Origin of the sequence: Halobacillus massiliensis, from assembly GCF_900166625.1 — a bacterium.
GTDB classification, from domain to species: domain Bacteria; phylum Bacillota; class Bacilli; order Bacillales; family Halobacillaceae; genus Halobacillus_A; species Halobacillus_A massiliensis.
This window is the reverse complement of the sequence record NZ_LT800499.1, coordinates 705,634-723,609: the sequence shown is the minus strand read 5'-3', so window position 1 is coordinate 723,609 and position 17,976 is coordinate 705,634. Positions and strand designations below refer to the sequence as shown.

The 17,976-nt window shown below is 43.6% G+C and carries 19 protein-coding genes; 2 read left to right on the top strand and 17 right to left on the bottom strand.

All coding sequences use genetic code 11. The features are described 5' to 3' along the window. The 13 genes from B7E06_RS03580 to fabZ form a co-directional block, all read right to left on the bottom strand. Window positions 1-707 (bottom strand): gamma-glutamyltransferase (locus B7E06_RS03580; protein WP_245807662.1); only part of this gene is annotated, 707 nt, incomplete at its 3' end. Window positions 708-827: 120 nt separating this feature from the next. After that, window positions 828-998, bottom strand: a complete 171-nt coding sequence (locus B7E06_RS21700; protein ID WP_179133935.1) for a hypothetical protein — start codon at window positions 996-998, stop codon at window positions 828-830. 1 nt (window position 999) lies between these two features. Next, the gene (gene pgsC, locus B7E06_RS03575) at window positions 1,000-1,476 is read right to left on the bottom strand and encodes a poly-gamma-glutamate biosynthesis protein PgsC (RefSeq protein ID WP_082232700.1); all 477 of its coding nucleotides are present in this window, start codon (window positions 1,474-1,476) and stop codon (window positions 1,000-1,002) included. Window positions 1,477-1,506: 30 nt separating this feature from the next. Next, on the bottom strand, window positions 1,507-2,682 hold the full coding sequence (pgsB, locus tag B7E06_RS03570; RefSeq protein ID WP_082232699.1) for a poly-gamma-glutamate synthase PgsB: 1,176 nt from the start codon (window positions 2,680-2,682) through the stop codon (window positions 1,507-1,509). A gap of 382 nt (window positions 2,683-3,064) precedes the next feature. Further along, a complete protein-coding gene (ggt, locus tag B7E06_RS03565; protein WP_082232698.1) occupies window positions 3,065-4,717 on the bottom strand; it encodes a gamma-glutamyltransferase in 1,653 nt (550 codons plus the stop codon). A 4-nt stretch (window positions 4,718-4,721) separates the two neighbouring features. Next, entirely contained in the window at window positions 4,722-4,895 is a 174-nt protein-coding gene (locus tag B7E06_RS21695) for a hypothetical protein (protein WP_179133934.1), read from the bottom strand. 3 nt (window positions 4,896-4,898) lie between these two features. Then, complete coding sequence (gene pgsC / locus B7E06_RS03560) at window positions 4,899-5,375, bottom strand: poly-gamma-glutamate biosynthesis protein PgsC (protein WP_082232697.1); 477 nt, start codon at window positions 5,373-5,375, stop codon at window positions 4,899-4,901. Between the two features lie 12 nt (window positions 5,376-5,387). Continuing rightward, on the bottom strand, window positions 5,388-6,569 hold the full coding sequence (pgsB, locus tag B7E06_RS03555; protein ID WP_425432220.1) for a poly-gamma-glutamate synthase PgsB: 1,182 nt from the start codon (window positions 6,567-6,569) through the stop codon (window positions 5,388-5,390). 477 nt (window positions 6,570-7,046) lie between these two features. After that, window positions 7,047-10,121, bottom strand: coding sequence for an efflux RND transporter permease subunit (locus tag B7E06_RS03550; RefSeq protein WP_082232695.1), 3,075 nt, complete (start codon window positions 10,119-10,121; stop codon window positions 7,047-7,049). Further along, entirely contained in the window at window positions 10,122-11,474 is a 1,353-nt protein-coding gene (locus tag B7E06_RS03545; protein ID WP_245807661.1) for an efflux RND transporter periplasmic adaptor subunit, read from the bottom strand. 230 nt (window positions 11,475-11,704) lie between these two features. Then, complete coding sequence (locus B7E06_RS03540; protein ID WP_082232694.1) at window positions 11,705-12,328, bottom strand: hypothetical protein; 624 nt, start codon at window positions 12,326-12,328, stop codon at window positions 11,705-11,707. Between the two features lie 270 nt (window positions 12,329-12,598). Then, a complete protein-coding gene (locus B7E06_RS03530; protein WP_082232692.1) occupies window positions 12,599-12,886 on the bottom strand; it encodes a hypothetical protein in 288 nt (95 codons plus the stop codon). Between the two features lie 104 nt (window positions 12,887-12,990). Then, on the bottom strand, window positions 12,991-13,413 hold the full coding sequence (fabZ, locus tag B7E06_RS03525) for a 3-hydroxyacyl-ACP dehydratase FabZ (RefSeq protein WP_082232691.1): 423 nt from the start codon (window positions 13,411-13,413) through the stop codon (window positions 12,991-12,993). 141 nt (window positions 13,414-13,554) lie between these two features. Here fabZ and B7E06_RS21500 point away from each other — a divergent pair, with 141 nt between their 5' ends. After that, entirely contained in the window at window positions 13,555-13,701 is a 147-nt protein-coding gene (locus B7E06_RS21500; protein WP_143414445.1) for a lmo0937 family membrane protein, read from the top strand. A gap of 50 nt (window positions 13,702-13,751) precedes the next feature. On the opposite strand, the gene B7E06_RS03520 is transcribed toward B7E06_RS21500, so the two are convergent. Both B7E06_RS03520 and B7E06_RS03515 read right to left on the bottom strand, forming a co-directional pair. Beyond that, complete coding sequence (locus B7E06_RS03520; RefSeq protein ID WP_082232690.1) at window positions 13,752-14,825, bottom strand: class I SAM-dependent methyltransferase; 1,074 nt, start codon at window positions 14,823-14,825, stop codon at window positions 13,752-13,754. A gap of 18 nt (window positions 14,826-14,843) precedes the next feature. Next, on the bottom strand, window positions 14,844-16,154 hold the full coding sequence (locus B7E06_RS03515) for an FAD-dependent oxidoreductase (protein WP_082232689.1): 1,311 nt from the start codon (window positions 16,152-16,154) through the stop codon (window positions 14,844-14,846). Between the two features lie 284 nt (window positions 16,155-16,438). Here B7E06_RS03515 and B7E06_RS03510 point away from each other — a divergent pair, with 284 nt between their 5' ends. Further along, window positions 16,439-16,843: a putative periplasmic lipoprotein gene (locus B7E06_RS03510; protein ID WP_082232688.1), complete on the top strand. Its 405-nt coding sequence runs from the start codon at window positions 16,439-16,441 to the stop codon at window positions 16,841-16,843. Window positions 16,844-16,889: 46 nt separating this feature from the next. Here B7E06_RS03510 and B7E06_RS03505 read toward each other — a convergent pair whose 3' ends face one another. Both B7E06_RS03505 and B7E06_RS03500 read right to left on the bottom strand, forming a co-directional pair. Next, window positions 16,890-17,138: a DNA-directed RNA polymerase subunit beta gene (locus B7E06_RS03505; RefSeq protein WP_082232687.1), complete on the bottom strand. Its 249-nt coding sequence runs from the start codon at window positions 17,136-17,138 to the stop codon at window positions 16,890-16,892. 18 nt (window positions 17,139-17,156) lie between these two features. Further along, window positions 17,157-17,969, bottom strand: coding sequence for a flagellar hook-basal body protein (locus B7E06_RS03500; protein WP_082232686.1), 813 nt, complete (start codon window positions 17,967-17,969; stop codon window positions 17,157-17,159). Window positions 17,970-17,976: the final 7 nt, after the last annotated feature.

The window sequence follows — 17,976 nt, the reverse complement described above, 5'->3', positions numbered from 1 at the left end:
CCTCCCGATGGCGGGGGCGGTGCAAAGACATCATACCCGCCAAACCTGCTCTTGATCGGCTTTTTGGCTTCTACTTCGTAAGACTCCAAGTCATCTTTATCCATTTTTGATTCTTCATCATTAATGGATTCAGCAATGTCTCCGGAATAGAACGCGCTCGTGCCATCCTGCTGTATCGATTTTAACGTTTCTGCCAGCTGCTTTTGTTTAAGGACTTTCCCTGCCTCAATCGGATCACCGTCTGGATACATATGATCCAGTTTTGGCATACGATCCTTCTCCTTTTTCAAATAATTATGAAGAGTATTTGAGACAGCTGCGCCATTGCTGGCAAAATTTATCGAGGGTTCAATAAGCTTCTCCATTTTCAGCGTTCCAAAATCATTGTGTACCCGTTCCATACCTTTAACGAAGCCGGGCACTCCTGTTCCACTTTCAGGAACGTTTTCTGAGTCGGGGGCTGTCTCCCTGTAATCATAAACGACCGGGGCTTGTTCACTACCTTTTTCAGGATGTATAAGCATTGTGCCTCCCCCGCCAATTCCTGATCCATAAGGCTCGACCACACCCAGCACATAGCTTACAGCTATGGCCGCATCAGCGGCATTGCCCCCCTGGCCCAGAACCTTCATTCCTACCTCTGTCGCAATTTCACTATCGGAAGATACTCCATATAATTCATCTTTTTCAGGCATTCTATCATTCAAAGTAAATTCCTCAGATTGTTGTTCATCCCTCCCATTGCTGTTTTGCACAAAAAAATACAGCAAAATAACAGCAAAGACACAGAGGATAATGGAATAAAAATGTTTTCTCTTTAACATATCCTATATAATACCAATTAAAAAGAGGACAGCTGTAACTGATAAACCGATCGCGGCATCTTTTGTTGTCCTTTTTTTATGATCCTTTATTGTTTTAAGCATCCACTGACTAAGGGACAGTTTATATTCTTTTTTTACTGCTCTCTTTTTTTTATTATTTAAAATAGCTTCCATGTTAAATTCCTCCTCCAATATAGGTTGATAATGTCACAATACCGAAAGTAACCGCACTTAAAAGCAGTGTACTTGCCGTTGTTGGGAGTACTCCTTGTTTCTGAATCGTATTAGCAATTAAACCTGGAATAATGACCCCAATCGCCATCATTCCTTCCACAATCGCCGGTGTAGAATACATTGGGACGACAAGGTCAAATACGATAGTCAGCGTAATACCAACTGTTAACATGGCAGTAAACTTCCTTCTCCCATAAAGGATCGTAAACTTGGCAATTACTTTCATTACAATCAAATAGGTTAGAAAACTAATCATAAAGACCACGGCTATACTGACAGGAAATGTAAACAGCATCGCGATATAACCTGGAACTACCAGCCCTGCCGGTAAAATTCCTGTTTTTTCTGTATAGAACAAGCTGAGAACGATCCCAGCCACTAAAGCTAAATATACATCTGAAGCTTCAAATATAAACATCGTGAACTCCTCCCTATGCCGTTACTCTTTCTATTTTTTTTGTTCCAGCCGTTTAACAAGTTCTTCCGCTCCGCCATGAATGTTACCCATCCCATAAATTGTTTTTCCGGCCATATACGGCCCTAAGACTCTGACAATTTCCTCTGTTTCGTATCCTTCTAAATCGAGCAGGTTTTTTACTGGCAAAGCTCCATTCTTATAGGCATTAACAATAGGTGATGTCGTCTCTCCCATTAATATTAGAGTTTCTGCAGGCAGGTGTGGAAGTACCTGGTTGGCAAACTGTTCCGTACGATCGACACGATCCGAGCGGCAGTTCATAATCACCACTGGGTTTTCAGTCGGGTAACTCAACTGCTTGACACGTTCCCAAATGTTTAATGTGGATGTCGGATCATTCGCAGAGAATCCATTGACTAAATAAGTGGGATTATTATAATCTCCAATCGGCAGAATCTGCATGGCCCCAGGATCCGCCCATGCTTCGAGCATTCCTTGACGGGCTGTTTCATGATCAATTTCCAATATATCGGCTACAGCCAGAGCAAGAGCAGCATTTTCTGGAAAAACCATATACTCGAACTTTTTCAAAAATTCTTCGGAAACGAGCGATGTATCGCATACATGGACCTTCGTGTTTCGCTCAGCCGCTATTTCTCTAAAGTATGGTACATAGGGGCTTTCATTTACAATAAGATCTCCGTTATAAGGGATCGCGCTTCCAAAGGAATCTGCCACTTCTTCAAGAGTTGGTCCGAGAACATCCATGTGATCCTCAAGGACGTTAACGATTAGCCCAATGTTCGCTTGGAGCAGTTCTTCCTGGAATATAATTTGATAATCCGGTTTAACCGCCATACATTCACTAACAAGGGCATCAGCGTTCAGCTGCACCGTTTTATCAAGAACCTTTCTCTGTTCGCCGATGTTAGGTCCTTCCAGCCTGCGCCTGATTGGCTCTTCCTGACCATCAAACCAGTACAGCATTCTAGCATCTGTTCCCGTTGTTTTCCCTACAGTTTTATAGCCAGCCTTTTGCAAGACTCCCGTAATTAACCGGGTTACCGTCGATTTCCCGCGGATGCCGTTGACATTCACCCGTACCGGGATGCTTTCAACATTCTTCTTGTTTTTCGCCTTTTCCTTTGCTCCTAGAAAAAAAGCAGCTAAACCGAGAAGTATAATAATGGTTAATGCAATTTCCATGCTTTCCCTCCATAAACTTATTTGTGATCCGATGCCAAATATACTAGAGTTTCACCGTTTGTAGGTTACATGAAAGTAAAATTATGTATTTATTAAGTTAAAGTATTTACTTGCATAAATTAGGGCTAAAACCCTTCGTTTTCAAAAAATTCAGGAATAATAAACTGTTATAAAATGATATTTCAGGTTTCCCAAAACCTAAAATCATAATGAAAAACCTTAAAAGTACATCGTTATGTAATCTAATAGTCTTATGACAAAAAGAGGGAGAATCGACGAAAATAATAATTTCATGTAAATCGACTATTAAAATTATAGTTTTTTACTATACATAAGATGAAACTAAATAAAAAAGTGGAGCTTTCTATCAGCTCCACTTTTCTTATTTAGAATCCCAGCTTCCATTCCGTCTTGGGTCGCTGGCTCCATAAATTTTTTCATTTTCATAATCTATTATCAAACCTTGGACACTTCCAAAGTAGGTCGTACTGTCGGAATAGCTGACGTCGATCCCGCGCTTCTCGGGGTCTTCCAAGAAGACGTGGTTACCTTCGACTTGAAGTGTATTCTTATCAAACTCAAGGAATGACCGGGGTGCTTCGACAGAAGACTGGACAGGTTCATTAAACTTGATCATTTTGACAAGCTGCTGGGCTACCATGGATGTAATCCTTTGCCCGCCAGAGGCTCCGATACCAATGATAGGGTTGTCGTTCTTGGCAAGGATCGTTGGTGACGTATAACTGAATGGACGTTTCCCTGGTTCCGCACGATTCGGTGAGTCTTCGTTGTTGCTGAAATTTTTCAGCTGGTTGTTTAGGAAAAATCCATCCACATACTCCCCAGATCCAAAGAAGTTACTTAACGTATTTGTCACCGATACCATCATACCGTTTTTATCGACAACAACGAAATGTGTCGTATTTTCATGATCTTCGAGGTCTGCATCGGAATCAAGCTCTGTCAGGTATTTATCCGAGATCTTAGTTCCATCGCCAATATCCGACGCGATGGTCTTAAGGTGATCCTCAGAGAGCATTTTTTTGACAGCTACATCCTCAAATTCTGGATCACCTACGTTTTCCAGGCGGTCCTTATAGCTCGCTCGATTAATCATTCCCATCAGCATGGCGAAATCAGTCGGTTTCTCTTTCGCCTCTTCGATCTTCAGCATCTCGGCCATTTCGAGGTTTTGAAGCAGCATAATACCTCCCGATGGCGGTGGCGGTGCTAAGACGTCATATCCGCCAAACTCACCCTTGATTGGCTTCTTCACATCTATTTCGTAGGATTCAAGATCATCTTTATCAATTTTTGATTCTTTATCGTTAATGGATTCAGCGATGTCTTCAGAATAGAATGCACTTGGTCCGTCCTGCTGAATCGCTTTTAGCGTTTCTGCCAGCTGCTTCTGTGTTAGAATCTCTCCGGCTTTAATCGGCTTACCGTCTGGATACATATGATCCAAACTCGGCATGCGGTACTCCGCGTCCTTTAACCGATTGTGGAGTGTTTGGGATACCGCTGCTCCATTACTGGCTGAATTTATCGCTGGTTCAATAAGCTGTTCCATTTTCATCGAGCCAAAGTCTTCATGTACACGGTCCATGCCTTTGACAAATCCAGGCACTCCCGTTCCACTTTCAGGAACGCTTTCTGAATCGGGCGCTGTCTCCCGGTAATCATACACGACAGGAGACTTGTCACTGTCTTTTTCAGGGTGGATAAGCATTGTACCTCCCCCGCCAATCCCTGATCCATAAGGCTCGACTACACCTAGTACATAACTGACGGCAACGGCTGCATCAACGGCATTGCCCCCCTGTTCCAACACCTTCATTCCTACCTCTGTTGCAATATCGCTATCTGATGTCACACCATATGCGCCAATTTCTTCTTCTGGCATAGTATCGTTCAGGGTAAAATCATCTGACTGACGTTCGTCCGTCCCATCACTATCCTGAATAATCAGCAATAGTAAAATGACGGCAAATAAGCTGATGATGATGATGTTGAAACGGTTTTTTTTCAGCATTTTTCTATACCATACCGATTAAAAAGAGAACGATTGTAATGCCTAAACCGATCGTGGCATCTTTCGTTGTCCTTTTTTTATGCTTCTTAATCGTTTTGAGCATCCACTGGCTGAACGTCAACTGGTCTTCTTTTTTTGCCGCTTTCTTTCTCTTTCTATAACTTAAAGTTGCTTCCATTTTCTAAATTCCTCCTCCTATAAAACTGGAAAGTGTTACAACACCGAAGGTTACAGCACTTAATAGTAAGGTGCTTGCCGTTGTAGGCAGGACGCCCTGCTTCTGAATCGTATTTGCAATTAAGCCTGGAATAATGACCCCAATCGCCATCATTCCTTCCACAATCGCTGGTGTAGAATACATAGGAACGATCATGTCGAATATAATAGTCAGCGTAATACCGACCGTTAACATTGCAGTAAACTTCCTTCTTCCATAAAGAATCGTAAACCTCGCTATTACTTTCATCACAATCAAATAAGTTAAGAAACTAATCATAAAAACAACAGCAATACTGACTGGGAAAGTAAATAGCATCGCGATATAACCAGGCACTACCAGCCCAGCCGGTAAAATGCCTGTTTTTTCCGTGTAGAACAAGCTGAGAACGATTCCAGCCACTAAAGCTAAATATACATCTGAAGCGTCAAATATAAACATAGTACATCCTCTCTAAGCCGTAGCTTTATCTACTTTTTTCTGTTCAAGTCGTTTAACAAGTTCTTCGGCTCCGCCATGAATGTTACCCATTCCATAAATAGTTTTTCCAGACATGTATGGACCTAATACTCTTACAATCTCTTCTGTTTCATATCCTTCTAGATCAAGGAGATTCTTCACTGGCAGTGCACCGTTTTTGTAAGTATCAACAATTGGCCCAGTCGTTTCCCCCATTAAAATCAATGTCTCAGCTGGAAGATACGGCAGTACTTGTTTTGCAAACTGTTCCGTACGGTCGACACGATCCGAGCGGCAGTTCATAATCACAACAGGTTCATCTGTCGGATAACTTAACTGCTTAACTCGCTCCCAAATATTTAAGGTGGATGTCGGATCGTTCGCCGAGAATCCATTAACTAGAAATGTAGGGTTCTCTTCATCGCCAATCGGCAGAATCTGCATCGCTCCTGGATCCGGCCATGCTTCAAGCATTCCTTGACGAGCTGTTTCATGATCAATCCCCAATACATCAGCGACAGCTAGAGCAAGGGCAGCATTTTCCGGAAAAACCATATACTCAAATTTCTTTAAAAAGTCTTCGGAGACAAGCGATGTATCGCAGACATGCACCTTTGTATTGCGCTCAGCCGCAATCTCTCTAAAGCGAGGTACATAAGGGCTTTCATTCACAATTAAATCACCATCGTACGGGATCGCGTTTCCAAAGGAATCTGCCACTTCTTCGAGAGTCGGCCCGAGAACATCCATATGATCCTCAAGAACGTTGACGATTAGTCCGATATTCGCCTGAAGCAGTTCTTCCTGGAAAATAACCTGGTAGTCCGGCTTTACTGCCATACACTCACTGACAAGTGCATCTGCATTCAGCTGTACTGTTTTCTCAAGAACTTTCCGCTGTTCGCCGATGTTAGGTCCTTCCATCCTTCGCTTGATCGGCTCTTCCTGGCCGTCAAACCAGTACAGCATTCTAGCATCGGTTCCTGTTGTTTTTCCAATCGTCTTGTAGCCAGCCTTTTGCAAAACCCCCGTGATTAAACGAGTCACCGTCGATTTTCCGCGGATGCCGTTAACATTCACCCTTACCGGGATGCTTTCGACATTCTTCTTGTTCCTTACTTTTTCCTTAACGCCAAGGAAAAAAGCCGTAAACCCTAGCAGTAAAATAATACTCAGTGCGACTCCCATGCTCTACCTCCAATAAACTTGTATAATTAATAAGCCGTTGATCAATATACTAAAGATTCCTGTCTTGTAGGTTACATATGGGTAAAAAAATATATCATCTCAATTACAACAAAAATCGACAAGAAACTTCATAACCAGGATGGACACACTTATTTTTCGAAAAATTCAGGATTAATTTATCCATAAAGTACCTTTTTATAAGTAATATAGAACTATTTAAATTACATATTTACCTATATTGTCAACACTTTAATGGGTTGAAGGATATAAAGTAGGAAATATTTCATTGAAGTAACATTATGTTTCATTTCTGATATTAAATAGTTAAAAAATGGTTTTAATGCCATCAGATACCTTTAAAAACAGTTTGCAGCCCCGGTTCAAAAGACTCTTTCGGATAAAAATCTGTTATAAAGCACATAAAAAAAACCCAACGGTTCAGAACCGCCGGGGTCAAAAGCAGGATTAAGCTTTATCTCGTCTTCTTCGAAAAAAACGGTTAATTTTTTGGGAAAGGTCATCAAAATAAGTGTAAACGACTGGAATTAAAATAAGCGTAAAGAAACTGGAAATTGTTAAGCCAAAAATGATAGTAACGGCTAAAGGCTGCTGGGCTTCTGCTCCCTGTCCGATACCGATTGCCAGGGGCACCATACCCAGGACAGTGGTGAGCGTCGTCATCAAAATTGGACGAAGACGGTTGGGGCCAGCATCTAATATCGCTTCGGTCCGATCATAACCGCGCCGCCTTAAAATGTTGATATAATCAACGAGTACGATAGCATTATTTACAACTATTCCCGCGAGCATTATGATCCCGACAAAAGCCGGGAGACTAAACGGCAGACCGGTTACTAACAGGCCTCCGGTGACGCCGATAATTGTAGCAGGCAGGGAAAACATAATAATAAATGGAAACAGGAAGTTTTCAAACTGAACGGCCATGACGGCATAGACAAGGAATATGGAAAAGATCAGGGCCAGCGCAAGGTCACCAAAGGCTTCCTCCATATCCTGGGCCTGTCCTCCTATTTCAAACGTATAGCCATCTGGAAAATTAAGACGTTCCAGCTCGGCCCTTACGTCTTCTGTTACACTTCCAAGGTCGCGTCCATTGATTTCTGCTTCGACATTTACTTGCGGCTGCTGGTCTTCCCTCTGCAGGGTAACTGGTCCCTGTACTTGTTCTAAATCAGCAATAGATGCCAGCGGGATTATATTTCCTGCCGGTGTCTGCAGCGACATACCTTCTAAATCAGCGATCGTTTGACGCTGATCTTCGGGAAGAATTAATGTTACATTAATCTCTTCACCGCCTTCACGGTACCGGGTAGCAACCTGACCGGTGAACGCCGTCTGCACCTGGGAAATCACCTGCTGTTCTGTAAGTCCATACTGTGCTGCCTGTTGATGATCGACATTAATCTGCATCTCAGGTCGTCCTTCATCTGTGCTGGACTCCGGGGTGCTGACACCTTCAATATCTTCCATCATATAAACAACTTGCCGGGACAGTTCATCAAGTACTTCATATTCATTCCCATTCAGCTGCACTTGTAGAGGTGCTCCTGTACCAAGGCCTGCTTCTAGCTCGCTGACGGCAATTTCCGCACCTGGAACGTCTTGAAGAGTTTCATCTATATTCTGCATCACCTGCTGGGTTGTACGTTCCCTTTGGTCAGGCGGTACAAGCTGGAGAGTATAATCTGCACTATCATTAGAACCTCCCCCAGGGCCGCCAAACATTCCTCCGCCAATCGTCAGATAGCTGACTTCAATTTCATCGCCGAAGTCTTCCAGTCGCTCATTAATAGACGCTGTGGTTTCCTGCGTGCTTTCAAGCGAGGTGGCTGCCGGCATATCAACCGAAATCGATATTTGACCCTGATCCGATGGCGGGATAAATTCGGTGCCGATCCAAGGGATAATGGCAATCGAGCCGGCGATCAGCGCAAGTGTCACAGCAACTGTCGTTTTCCGCCATTTAAGGACACGCTGCAACAGGCTACGGTATTTCTTATTTATATAATGCAAGAAACGATCAAACCAGTACCGCCGGCCGCTCGTCTGAAGCGGTTTAGTCAGCAGCTTCGAAGACAGCATCGGAACGAGCGTAACTGATACAGCCAGGGACGCAATCATTGCAAAGGAAATCGTAAGCGCGAGCGGGGTAAACAGCTCGGATGCTATTCCTTCTACGAAAATGATCGGCAAAAAGACAACTAATGTCGTTGTGGCGGAGGCAATAACGGCTGGAGCCAATTCAGAAGCACCGCGCTTTGCCGCTTCGATCATATTGAATCCTCTCTGCCGGTAGCTGACGATGTTCTCTAAAATAACGATTGAGCTGTCAACAATCATCCCAATTCCAAGAGCAAGTCCGCCCATTGTTAGGACGTTAAGCGTCTCACCTGTAAAATACATGAGAATAAATGTAGAGATAATCGCAATCGGAATAGAAATCCCAATAACGAGTGTCGCCCGTAAGCTTTTTAGAAACAGCATAAGGATACCAATAGAAATAATACCGCCGATAATAATATTGAGCACAACACTATTGATGGAGATTTTTACAAATTCACTCGTATCGAGAATAATGGATGTCTTCACATCTCCTGGTAAATCCTCTTTTATTTCCTCGAGTGCCTCACTTACATTGTCTGCAGTTTCCACAGTATTGGCATCTGTCTTTTTCAAAATCGACAGGGCCACGGACTGCTGACCGTTTACCTGTGAAACATTGTCTGTTTCATAAGTTTCTTCTACTTCGGCAATCTGGTCTACCGTCACCTGGGCTCCTGAAGAGGATTGAATGATTGTATCCTCGATATCCTCAATCGATTGATACTCACCTTCAATACGAATCTGCAGGTCTTGATCCCCTTTTTGAATCGTGCCGGCAGAATCAGACTGGTTTGAAGCATTGAGTGCCTGAATGATTTGATCAGAGGTAATCTCATAGTTGGCCATTAGAGACTGGTCGATTAAAATATCGACTTGACGAGTCTGGCCGCCCTCAATATTAATGGATGCGACCCCTTCCTGACGTTCAAGCTGAGGAATGATCTGGTCTTCGGCCACCTTTTGAAGCTGTTCCGGTTCGGCTCCTTGAAGGCCAATCGTCATAATCGGCAGCTGCTGGGGGTCAAATCGGAGAACGCTTGGTTCTCCGGCTCCTTCAGGAAGAGCTTCTCTTACTTGATCCACCCGCTCCCTCACTTCAAGCAATGTACTGTCAAGATTTGTTCCTGTACTAAACTGCATAAAAACAAGGGAAGCGCCAGCCTGGGATTGAGACTGCAGCACTTCCATTCCTTCTATCGCACTGACTGATGATTCAATCGGCTGACTGACAAGACGTTCAACTTCCTGCGGGGCTGCCCCATCATAAGAAGTAGAAACAACAGCAACAGGTAAATCAATATCCGGATATAAATCAATCGTAAGCGATCTAAGAGAGACGAATCCCAGGGCGAGGATCGCTGCTACGACCATTATAACTCCGACCGGACGTTTAACTGAGAGGTTGACGAGCTTCACTTAATCGTCCTCCTCTTCCATGACTTCTACCTTCGCCCCGTCTTCAAGTGTCAACTGTCCGCTAGTAACCACTACATCTTCAGCTTCAAGATCTCCCTCAACAGCACTTCGATCAGATTGAGCTTCGACAACTTCTACATCAACCCGCTCAACTTGGTCCCCATTTAATCGGTAAATAAAAGACTGACCGCTCTGCTCGCTAACTGCATCAGTTGGAACGATGAGTGCATCCTCCACAGATGTTTCAGGCATAATGAAAGAAGCCATCATCCCTGGTTTAATGTTTTCCTCATCATTGCTGACTGTAGCTTCAACAGGATAAAGATTTGTATCGTCAGGTATGGAAGGAACATAATCAATGGTTGAAGTAAACGTTTCATTCAGCGACTTTATCTCTACTTCCAGCTCTTCTCCTACTTGAAAAAGAGACAGCTGGTCACTTGTGACTGAGGCAACAATTGTCATTGGATTAAGGCTCGTAATTGTCGCAAACGGCTGCTGATTGGTTACGTTATCGCCTTCACTTGCTTCCAGGGTGGTGACTACCCCTGTACGCGGCGCGGCTACGGCTTCATTTTCCGTTTGCGAACGGGCAGCTTCAAGCTGCACCTGAGCCTGCTCTAATCCCAGCTGTGCCTGTTCTAAAGCCTGTTCAGACTGGGCTTCAGCCTGCTTTGCCTGTTCCAGCCGGACTTCTGCTTCTGCCTCTGCTTGGGAAGCCTGGCCTTGAGCGGAACCTGAGACTTGGTCAAGCGTTTGATTAATGAATTGGCCAGCCTGGTCTGCACGGCTTTTTGCCTGCTGATACATCGATTCAGGAATGGTTCCCTCATTGACCAGTTCTTCGGCTTCATTTGCCAGTTCCCGGGCGTCATCAGCCTGCTGCTGGAACGCCTGTGTGGGAACATTCCCACCTGCCCCGGCCGTTTCACGGATTAATTCAAGCTGCTCTTCTGCCATCTCTACTCCTTCGACAGCCTGGTTATACTGTGTTTGGGCACTTTCCAACTGTGATTCTGCCTGACGGACCGCCACCTCCTGAAGTTCTACCTGGTTCCCCTGATCTCCAGGATCAACCACTCCAACGGTCTGTCCTTTCTCAATTCGGTCTCCCTTTGCTACATTAAGCGTAACGAGTTCTCCAGGAGCGCTTGGCACTACTGGAGAGCTCTCCCCGGGAGCAGCTCTCCCCGTTATTTTACGATCAATAACAAAGTCTCCCTGCTCAACTTGAGCGGTTTCTACAGGCGTTATCCGTTCTTCTGTCGTTTCTTCACCTTCATCCTGGCTGCACGCTGTTAAAGTAATTAGAACAGCTGCCAGTAAAAGGAGGCTGAACATCGTACGTCTCATGAGTTGTCTTCCTCTCCTATATATGGCTAAAAATCATAAGTGACAATCGGTGACTGAGTGGTCATAGATATGGATAATGTTACTAGAATTCGAGGGGGTATGCAAGGTTCCGACAAAGAAGGGATGTGACAGTTATATGACCATTTGAAAAGGTTTTCGTTAACATTGGAAATAGTGCAACAAAAAACCGCCGGCAGCATGTGCGGCGGTTATGTATACATTTGAGACGGTTATAAAAGACTGTGGCCAAGTTGGCAGACCACAAGCTCGATTTTTTTCACTTCCGGCAGGTCTTTATAATCTGGGAATTTTTCATTGAAGTGATTAATCAGCGGCCTTACAGCTTCATCTTCCAGCAGTTCTCTATATGTTTTAAAGGTATGCTGGTATTGGCCGATGTAGCGTTTCATCTTTTTATCAAATCCGGAAAGATGATAGGTGGATGAGAAGTCAAAGGCTTTGGCAATGTCACTGTCATAAGACGGAAATGCAGGATTAATGACGTGCAGCATTGCCGCTGCGAGTGGGAATTGCATCGTTGGGTTGCCTTTATGATTTTTGATTTCATAAAGACGCTTTGTAATCTGAACAATGCTCGGCCGTTCTTTGTCACGCTGTTCTTCCATCACTTTAAAATACTCTTCTTCAAATTCATTAGTCAGACTTGGGTTATCCAGTTTGAAGAAGTAGCGAAAGATGAATTGATAGAGGGTATCATCTGGTATATAAGTATGTTTAAAATTCTCGTGGAGATAGGCGTACACTTCTACCTTTTCCCGCGTAATTTGATTGACGACTTTCTCTTCTTCATCAAACAGTAGTGGTTTTAAGTCTGAAGCAGTTCTGTATTTCATCGGAAATCACCTCTCTTCCCCTATTCCACACTTTCTAATAGGGAAAACTTTTTTTTAAGGATAATTGCTGTTATTTTATATTCTAGCTGAATAAACAGGGGTATCACAAGGGATGTGACGTTTTTTTCCGTTGATTTCCAAATTTTCTTTCTGCTTTTTTCAACTTTTTTCCCTACGGTATGAAAGAAGAGATTTATATCAGATAATTCTTCTAATGTTCCTTCCTCAAAAATTAAAAGCCGCTTCAGGAAATGAAAGCGGCTTTTAATCCTATTGGTTATCGTCTTTATTGTTGTCGTCGTTTGCACCATCCATGGTGTCTTCGTTCGTATTATCGTTATTATCCATTTCATTCTCATCTTCCTGGATGTCATCTTCCATTTGCTGCTCATCTTCCTGGATATCTTCATCCATTTGATCCTCGTCTTCCTGGACATCATTTTGCATTTGATCCTCATTCTGCTGATCTTCCTGTGCCGGCTCTTCTTCTGTTGCACAAGCACCAAGAAGAGAAATGGCAAACATCGCTGTAAGTAGTTTAAGTAAAGCGTTTTTCATAGGTCTTCCTCCTTTTGTTTAGATGTTTTCGGTTGCTAGTTTGTCCATGTATTAGGAGGATTATGCAAAAAAAGCCGCCCATTACGGACGGCTTTTTATCTGTTTTATTTAAGGGCAAACATTATTTCAGCTTCACAGGCGACTTCACCATCAACGCTGGCTGTTGCTTTACCTTTGCCGATCGGGCCCTTGAGACGGACGATCTCAACTTCAAGCTTCAGGCGGTCTCCCGGCTTTACTTGTCGTTTGAAGCGGCATTTATCGATTCCTGTAAAAAAAGCGAGCTTCCCTTGATTTTCTTCTTTTTTCAGCATAGCGACAGCACCCATCTGTGCAAGCGCTTCTGTAATCAATACTCCGGGCATTACTGAGTAGTCGGGAAAATGCCCCTGGAAAAATGGTTCATTTATCGTTACGTTTTTATAGCCGACCGCTCGCTTTCCTTCTTCAATTTCTTCCACCTGATCGATCAACAGGAAGGGATAGCGATGGGGGATAATTTCTTTAATTTGCTGAATGTCTAGCATAGAAATGCTCCTTTCCGTACAAACTACTCCTATTATAAAGGCAGCCTGCTGAAAGGACAAAGTTTTTCTGTGACAGGTTTGATTTCGTTTGTTTTAGGAAATGGAATGAGAAGATCATCATCTAAAGAAGGAGGGACAATCATGCTTTGGACTATCGTAGTTATTATACTTGTCGTCTGGCTTTTAGGTCTTATGCTCGACATAGCCGGCGGTCTGATAAACTTATTGCTTATTGTAGCAGCCATTATTATTATTATGAAACTTGTTCGCGGCAGAAAAAAACCGTAGCGGCCCTTATGCCAGCTGCGGTTTTTATTGTTTGTTTCTTTTTTCCTCAATCAGGACGACATTTGCTGCTGCCTTGTCAGTGTCTGCTCTGAACTGCCGGCTATCTGTGTCTGCCTGAGATCCTGCAGGGTAATTCCCGGACTCAGCCAGAACGTAAACCAGGAGCCTTCCTTTATAATCGGATCTAAGTCAAAAAGCTCAAATTGGCAGTCTGCCGTAATCTGCCGCAGCTGATTTTTTGTAGGAAGTGCAAAAAGGTTTGAATGGGCAACAAAAAAGCTGTTGAAAGCCGAAGAAAAGGCCTCGCCATGTTCTGTTTCACTTATAGGTGTAATAACAGAGATCAGCCCGTCTTTCGATAAGTAACTGTTCAGGTGATCAAGCAGCCCCTGACGTGAATCTGGATGTATATAATGAAAAATATTATGCAACAGGATGACATCAGCTTTTCCTTCTTCCGGTCTCCATGAGTGGATATCGCCTACATCAAAGTGGACATGCTCATAATTCTGTGACTTCTCACGCGCTTCTTCAATGACAACCTGATTAATATCAACCCCGATCATCTCCACTTCCGGGTGCTCATCGGCTAATTTCCGTAAGTAGCCTCCATGTCCGCAGCCTAAATCAACAATACGAGTGACTTGCCGGTCAGCGATCATTTTCTTAATCTTTTTGATAGCGAAATGCTCGAGAAGTGAAGAAGTTTCTGCCACTATCCCTCCATGACGCTCATGATCAAACCGAGCTCTCTTCTCCGATCTCATGTACTCCGGATAATTCAGCAGTGTCGGCATATGAAGCTCCATAATTTCTTTGAGCAGAGCTTTTACTCCTGGTGAAACGTTATTTCCTACAAGAGAGGCACAGCGCCTTTTCGATGTGCGAAACGTCTGGTTCGGGCGCCTTTTTAAATGCTTAACGGCTACCCCTACGTTTGTCCATGAAGCGAGCAAATCAATTGGAAATCCCGTTTCTTTGCTTACGTCTTCCACTGTACGTGCTTTTTTAAAATGGTGAAATAAGTCCAGCTCTGCCCCTACGTAAGCATGCCAGACCGGAAGAAAAGATTCGTTCTTTTTCATCCATTTGCGTGCCTGTATAGCATGGATCCATTCATTCATATGATGACTCCTTCTTTTTTAAAATTTCCATGGATAATCTTCCTTTTCATGAAATAACCTGTTCAGCTGTTTCTGATCGGAGATTGTTTTCCTCCTCGGTGGCAGCACACTTCCTTGAATCGCACGGTCAAGCAGTGAAAAATCCCACATGCCAAGGCCGGAAATATTCAGCATCTGCTTCACATGAAGCTGGTCATCATCATAAATGCGCTGGACCGCTCGCATTCTCAGCTTTCTCCACCATGGATTGGGAAAGGAGTAAACGAGTGCAGACATATGACTTAATGCCAGTAAAAATGAGACACGCGGCTTGCGTACAGATTCATAATAGTGCAAATACTGGTGGAAGTCCTTGTTCTCTTCTTTGCACCAGGCGAGCAGTTCCCCTAAAATATCAGCATCCTGTATGGCAAGGTTCATCCCTTCTCCCGCCATAGGATGGACGGTATGGGCTGCATCTCCTACCAGAGCCAAGTTACCCGATACATAGCGGTCAACATGATAGGTATAAGGAATCATTAGCTGAATATCCTTCCAGTCTGTTATAGCTTTAACGGTTTGTTTCAGCTCGGGTTCCAAGTCGCCATATGCACGATACACATATTCCAAACCTTTTTCTTTAATTCTTTTAAATTCCCCGGCTTTAATTAAATAAACAGTTCTGACTTCATTATCAGGTAATGGAAAAAGCCCGAGAAAACAGTCTGTAGTTGTGATGATTTTTCCCTTTGTAAAAGTTTCCGGACGAGGAATCGTCACTGTTAAAAAGTGATGATTGTACTCTTTGCGCTTAATATTTACATTCATCGCTTCCCGCGTTGGAGATGAGCGTCCCTCTGCTCCGATATAGACATCCGCTTCTATGTTTAGTGTTTCTTTTTTCTGGCGGACTTTAGCCATACCCTTCTCAAAGCCTTGAAACCGCGCTCCTGGCAGGTAATGAAAGTATTCCTCATATTCCTGCGCTTTTGCTCGAAGGATATCTTTCGTCATTTCATGGGGGACCATCAGGGCATGGCCATAAGGACTGGCTACTCTGCTGTAATTCAGCTCAGTCATCTGCATGCTCTCAGGCTCCTGTCCATGACAGTGTTTAATCTCCTGAAAACGGAGCTGATCGATAATGTGGCCGCTGGCTTCGATTTGTTCGAGAACATCGATACGATCCAGAATTTCCAGTGTTTTGGGCTGCAGCAGTTCACCTTTATAGGCCCTCGACTTTGATTTCAGCTGCTCGGCAACCGTCACGTGTACCCCTCGGCTTGCAAGCTTCGCGGCTAATGCCAGACCGCCGACTCCTCCCCCTGCAATAAATACCTCGGTTTTCACCAGCTTTTTCCCTCCCCCTGTTTTTTCTAATACTGAGTTAATTCCACAAATTGGGTCATAAAAAACCTAAAGAAATCCTGGATGTGTTCCAGCGAAAAGCTATAAAAAATGAGCTCTAATTATTGATTTTCAGCCTCTTTCCCTCTTGTAGACCTTTAATCTTAAACCCTCGTTTTTACGCGAGCACTGTCGGTATTTTTCTCACTTGACGACAATCTTTGTTGAAGGAAATGGGATTCTCCTATCGAAATAGATGTTATAAAACCAACATGGAGGCTTGAGCAATGAAAAAATACCTGATTATATTTGGTTTAACGGCAACCCTAATCGGCTGTTCAGCAAGTACAAGTGCTAATGAAGAAAAACCAACCCAGCAGGAACTCGATGAACAATTAAGAAAAGAAGCAATGGCCGTTGATTATGTAACAGTTTCCGGCGGTGAAGTGGAAGTTGGCGAAAAAATTTCGATCTCAGGAGCTATTACAGCCGAAGAGACATCTGAAGACAAAAGCAGCTATGTAGTAACAACTGAAGAAGAAGGCGGATATGGTACATATAATGTAGAAAATATAGACCCAGACGCTAACTATGAAACAGGCGAAATCGTAGAAGTTTATGGAACATTCCAGGGAACAGATGATGCAGGCACTCCTATTATTGAAAGTCCGGTCATCGATAGTGTTAAATAATTTTTCCAATAAAAAAACACGAGCTCCGAAAAAAGCTCGTGTTTTTCTACATACCTGATATAAAATCGATAATTCTCTGCCATGTTGACCATTTCAGGGCATCCAGCGGCTCACCGTCTCCCAGCACCCCATAACCGATCATCAATCCTGCTGCAAGAGCGATAACACTAAGAACGACGACTATTACAATTCGCAGCCAAATGGGAATTAAACGGCGCCGTTCTGTTTTTAACCGCTGATCCTTTGGCTTCTGCTCTTTCTTTTGTTTTCTTAGTTGTTTCTCCTCTGTTGCCATTGACATATTCTCCTTACATTATGATCTTAACTGATTGACGAGCCCCATCATCTGATCGCCCATTGAGATGGAACGGGTATTAAATTCATAACCCTTCTGTACGGTTTGTAATTCTGTTATTTCCCGGGCTAAATCAACATTAGATGATTCGAGCATTCCTGTTACTATTTGGGCGTCTGCCTGCTGTAAGATTCCACCAGTATCCATATTCTCTGGAAGCTTGAAGTGGTTCCCACCCACAGATTCTAATACTCCTGGACGAATAGCTTCCATGACACCAAGCTGCCCCTCTACAGCTATCGTTCCATTCCGTGTCACAAGGACGGCTCCATCTTCTCGAAACGTAATATCCTCTGCATTTCCTTCGATCACAATCGGCTCTTCATTCACTCCAAGAATCGGATCTCCCGCTGAAGTAGTCAGCAGCATATTCCCATTTTCCAGTACATTTAAATAAAAGTTTCCCGCTCTCGTATATTCAGTCTTAAGACCAGCAGAAGACTCCTTTTGTACCTTGAACAGGTGGTTCTCCTGTTTTAAGGCCGTATCGAGTTCTCTATTTGTCTGTTGAAAAGTCCCACGCGTTAAATTGAGGTTTGTATGACCAATTTTAGCTCCAGCCCCAGAACGGATGCCGTTTGGTGTCAGCCTGCTGTCTTCTGCCTGCACATTGGATTGGTTATTTATCTGCTGGGTGAGCATGGAGGAGAAGTTTGATTGTCTGCTTTTGTAACCGGTGGTGCTTGTATTAGATAAATTGTGTCCGATCTGATCAAGCTTATGCTGCAGCTGTCCCAGCGTATTGGAAGCCTGGATCATTGAAAGATTCATAGTCTTT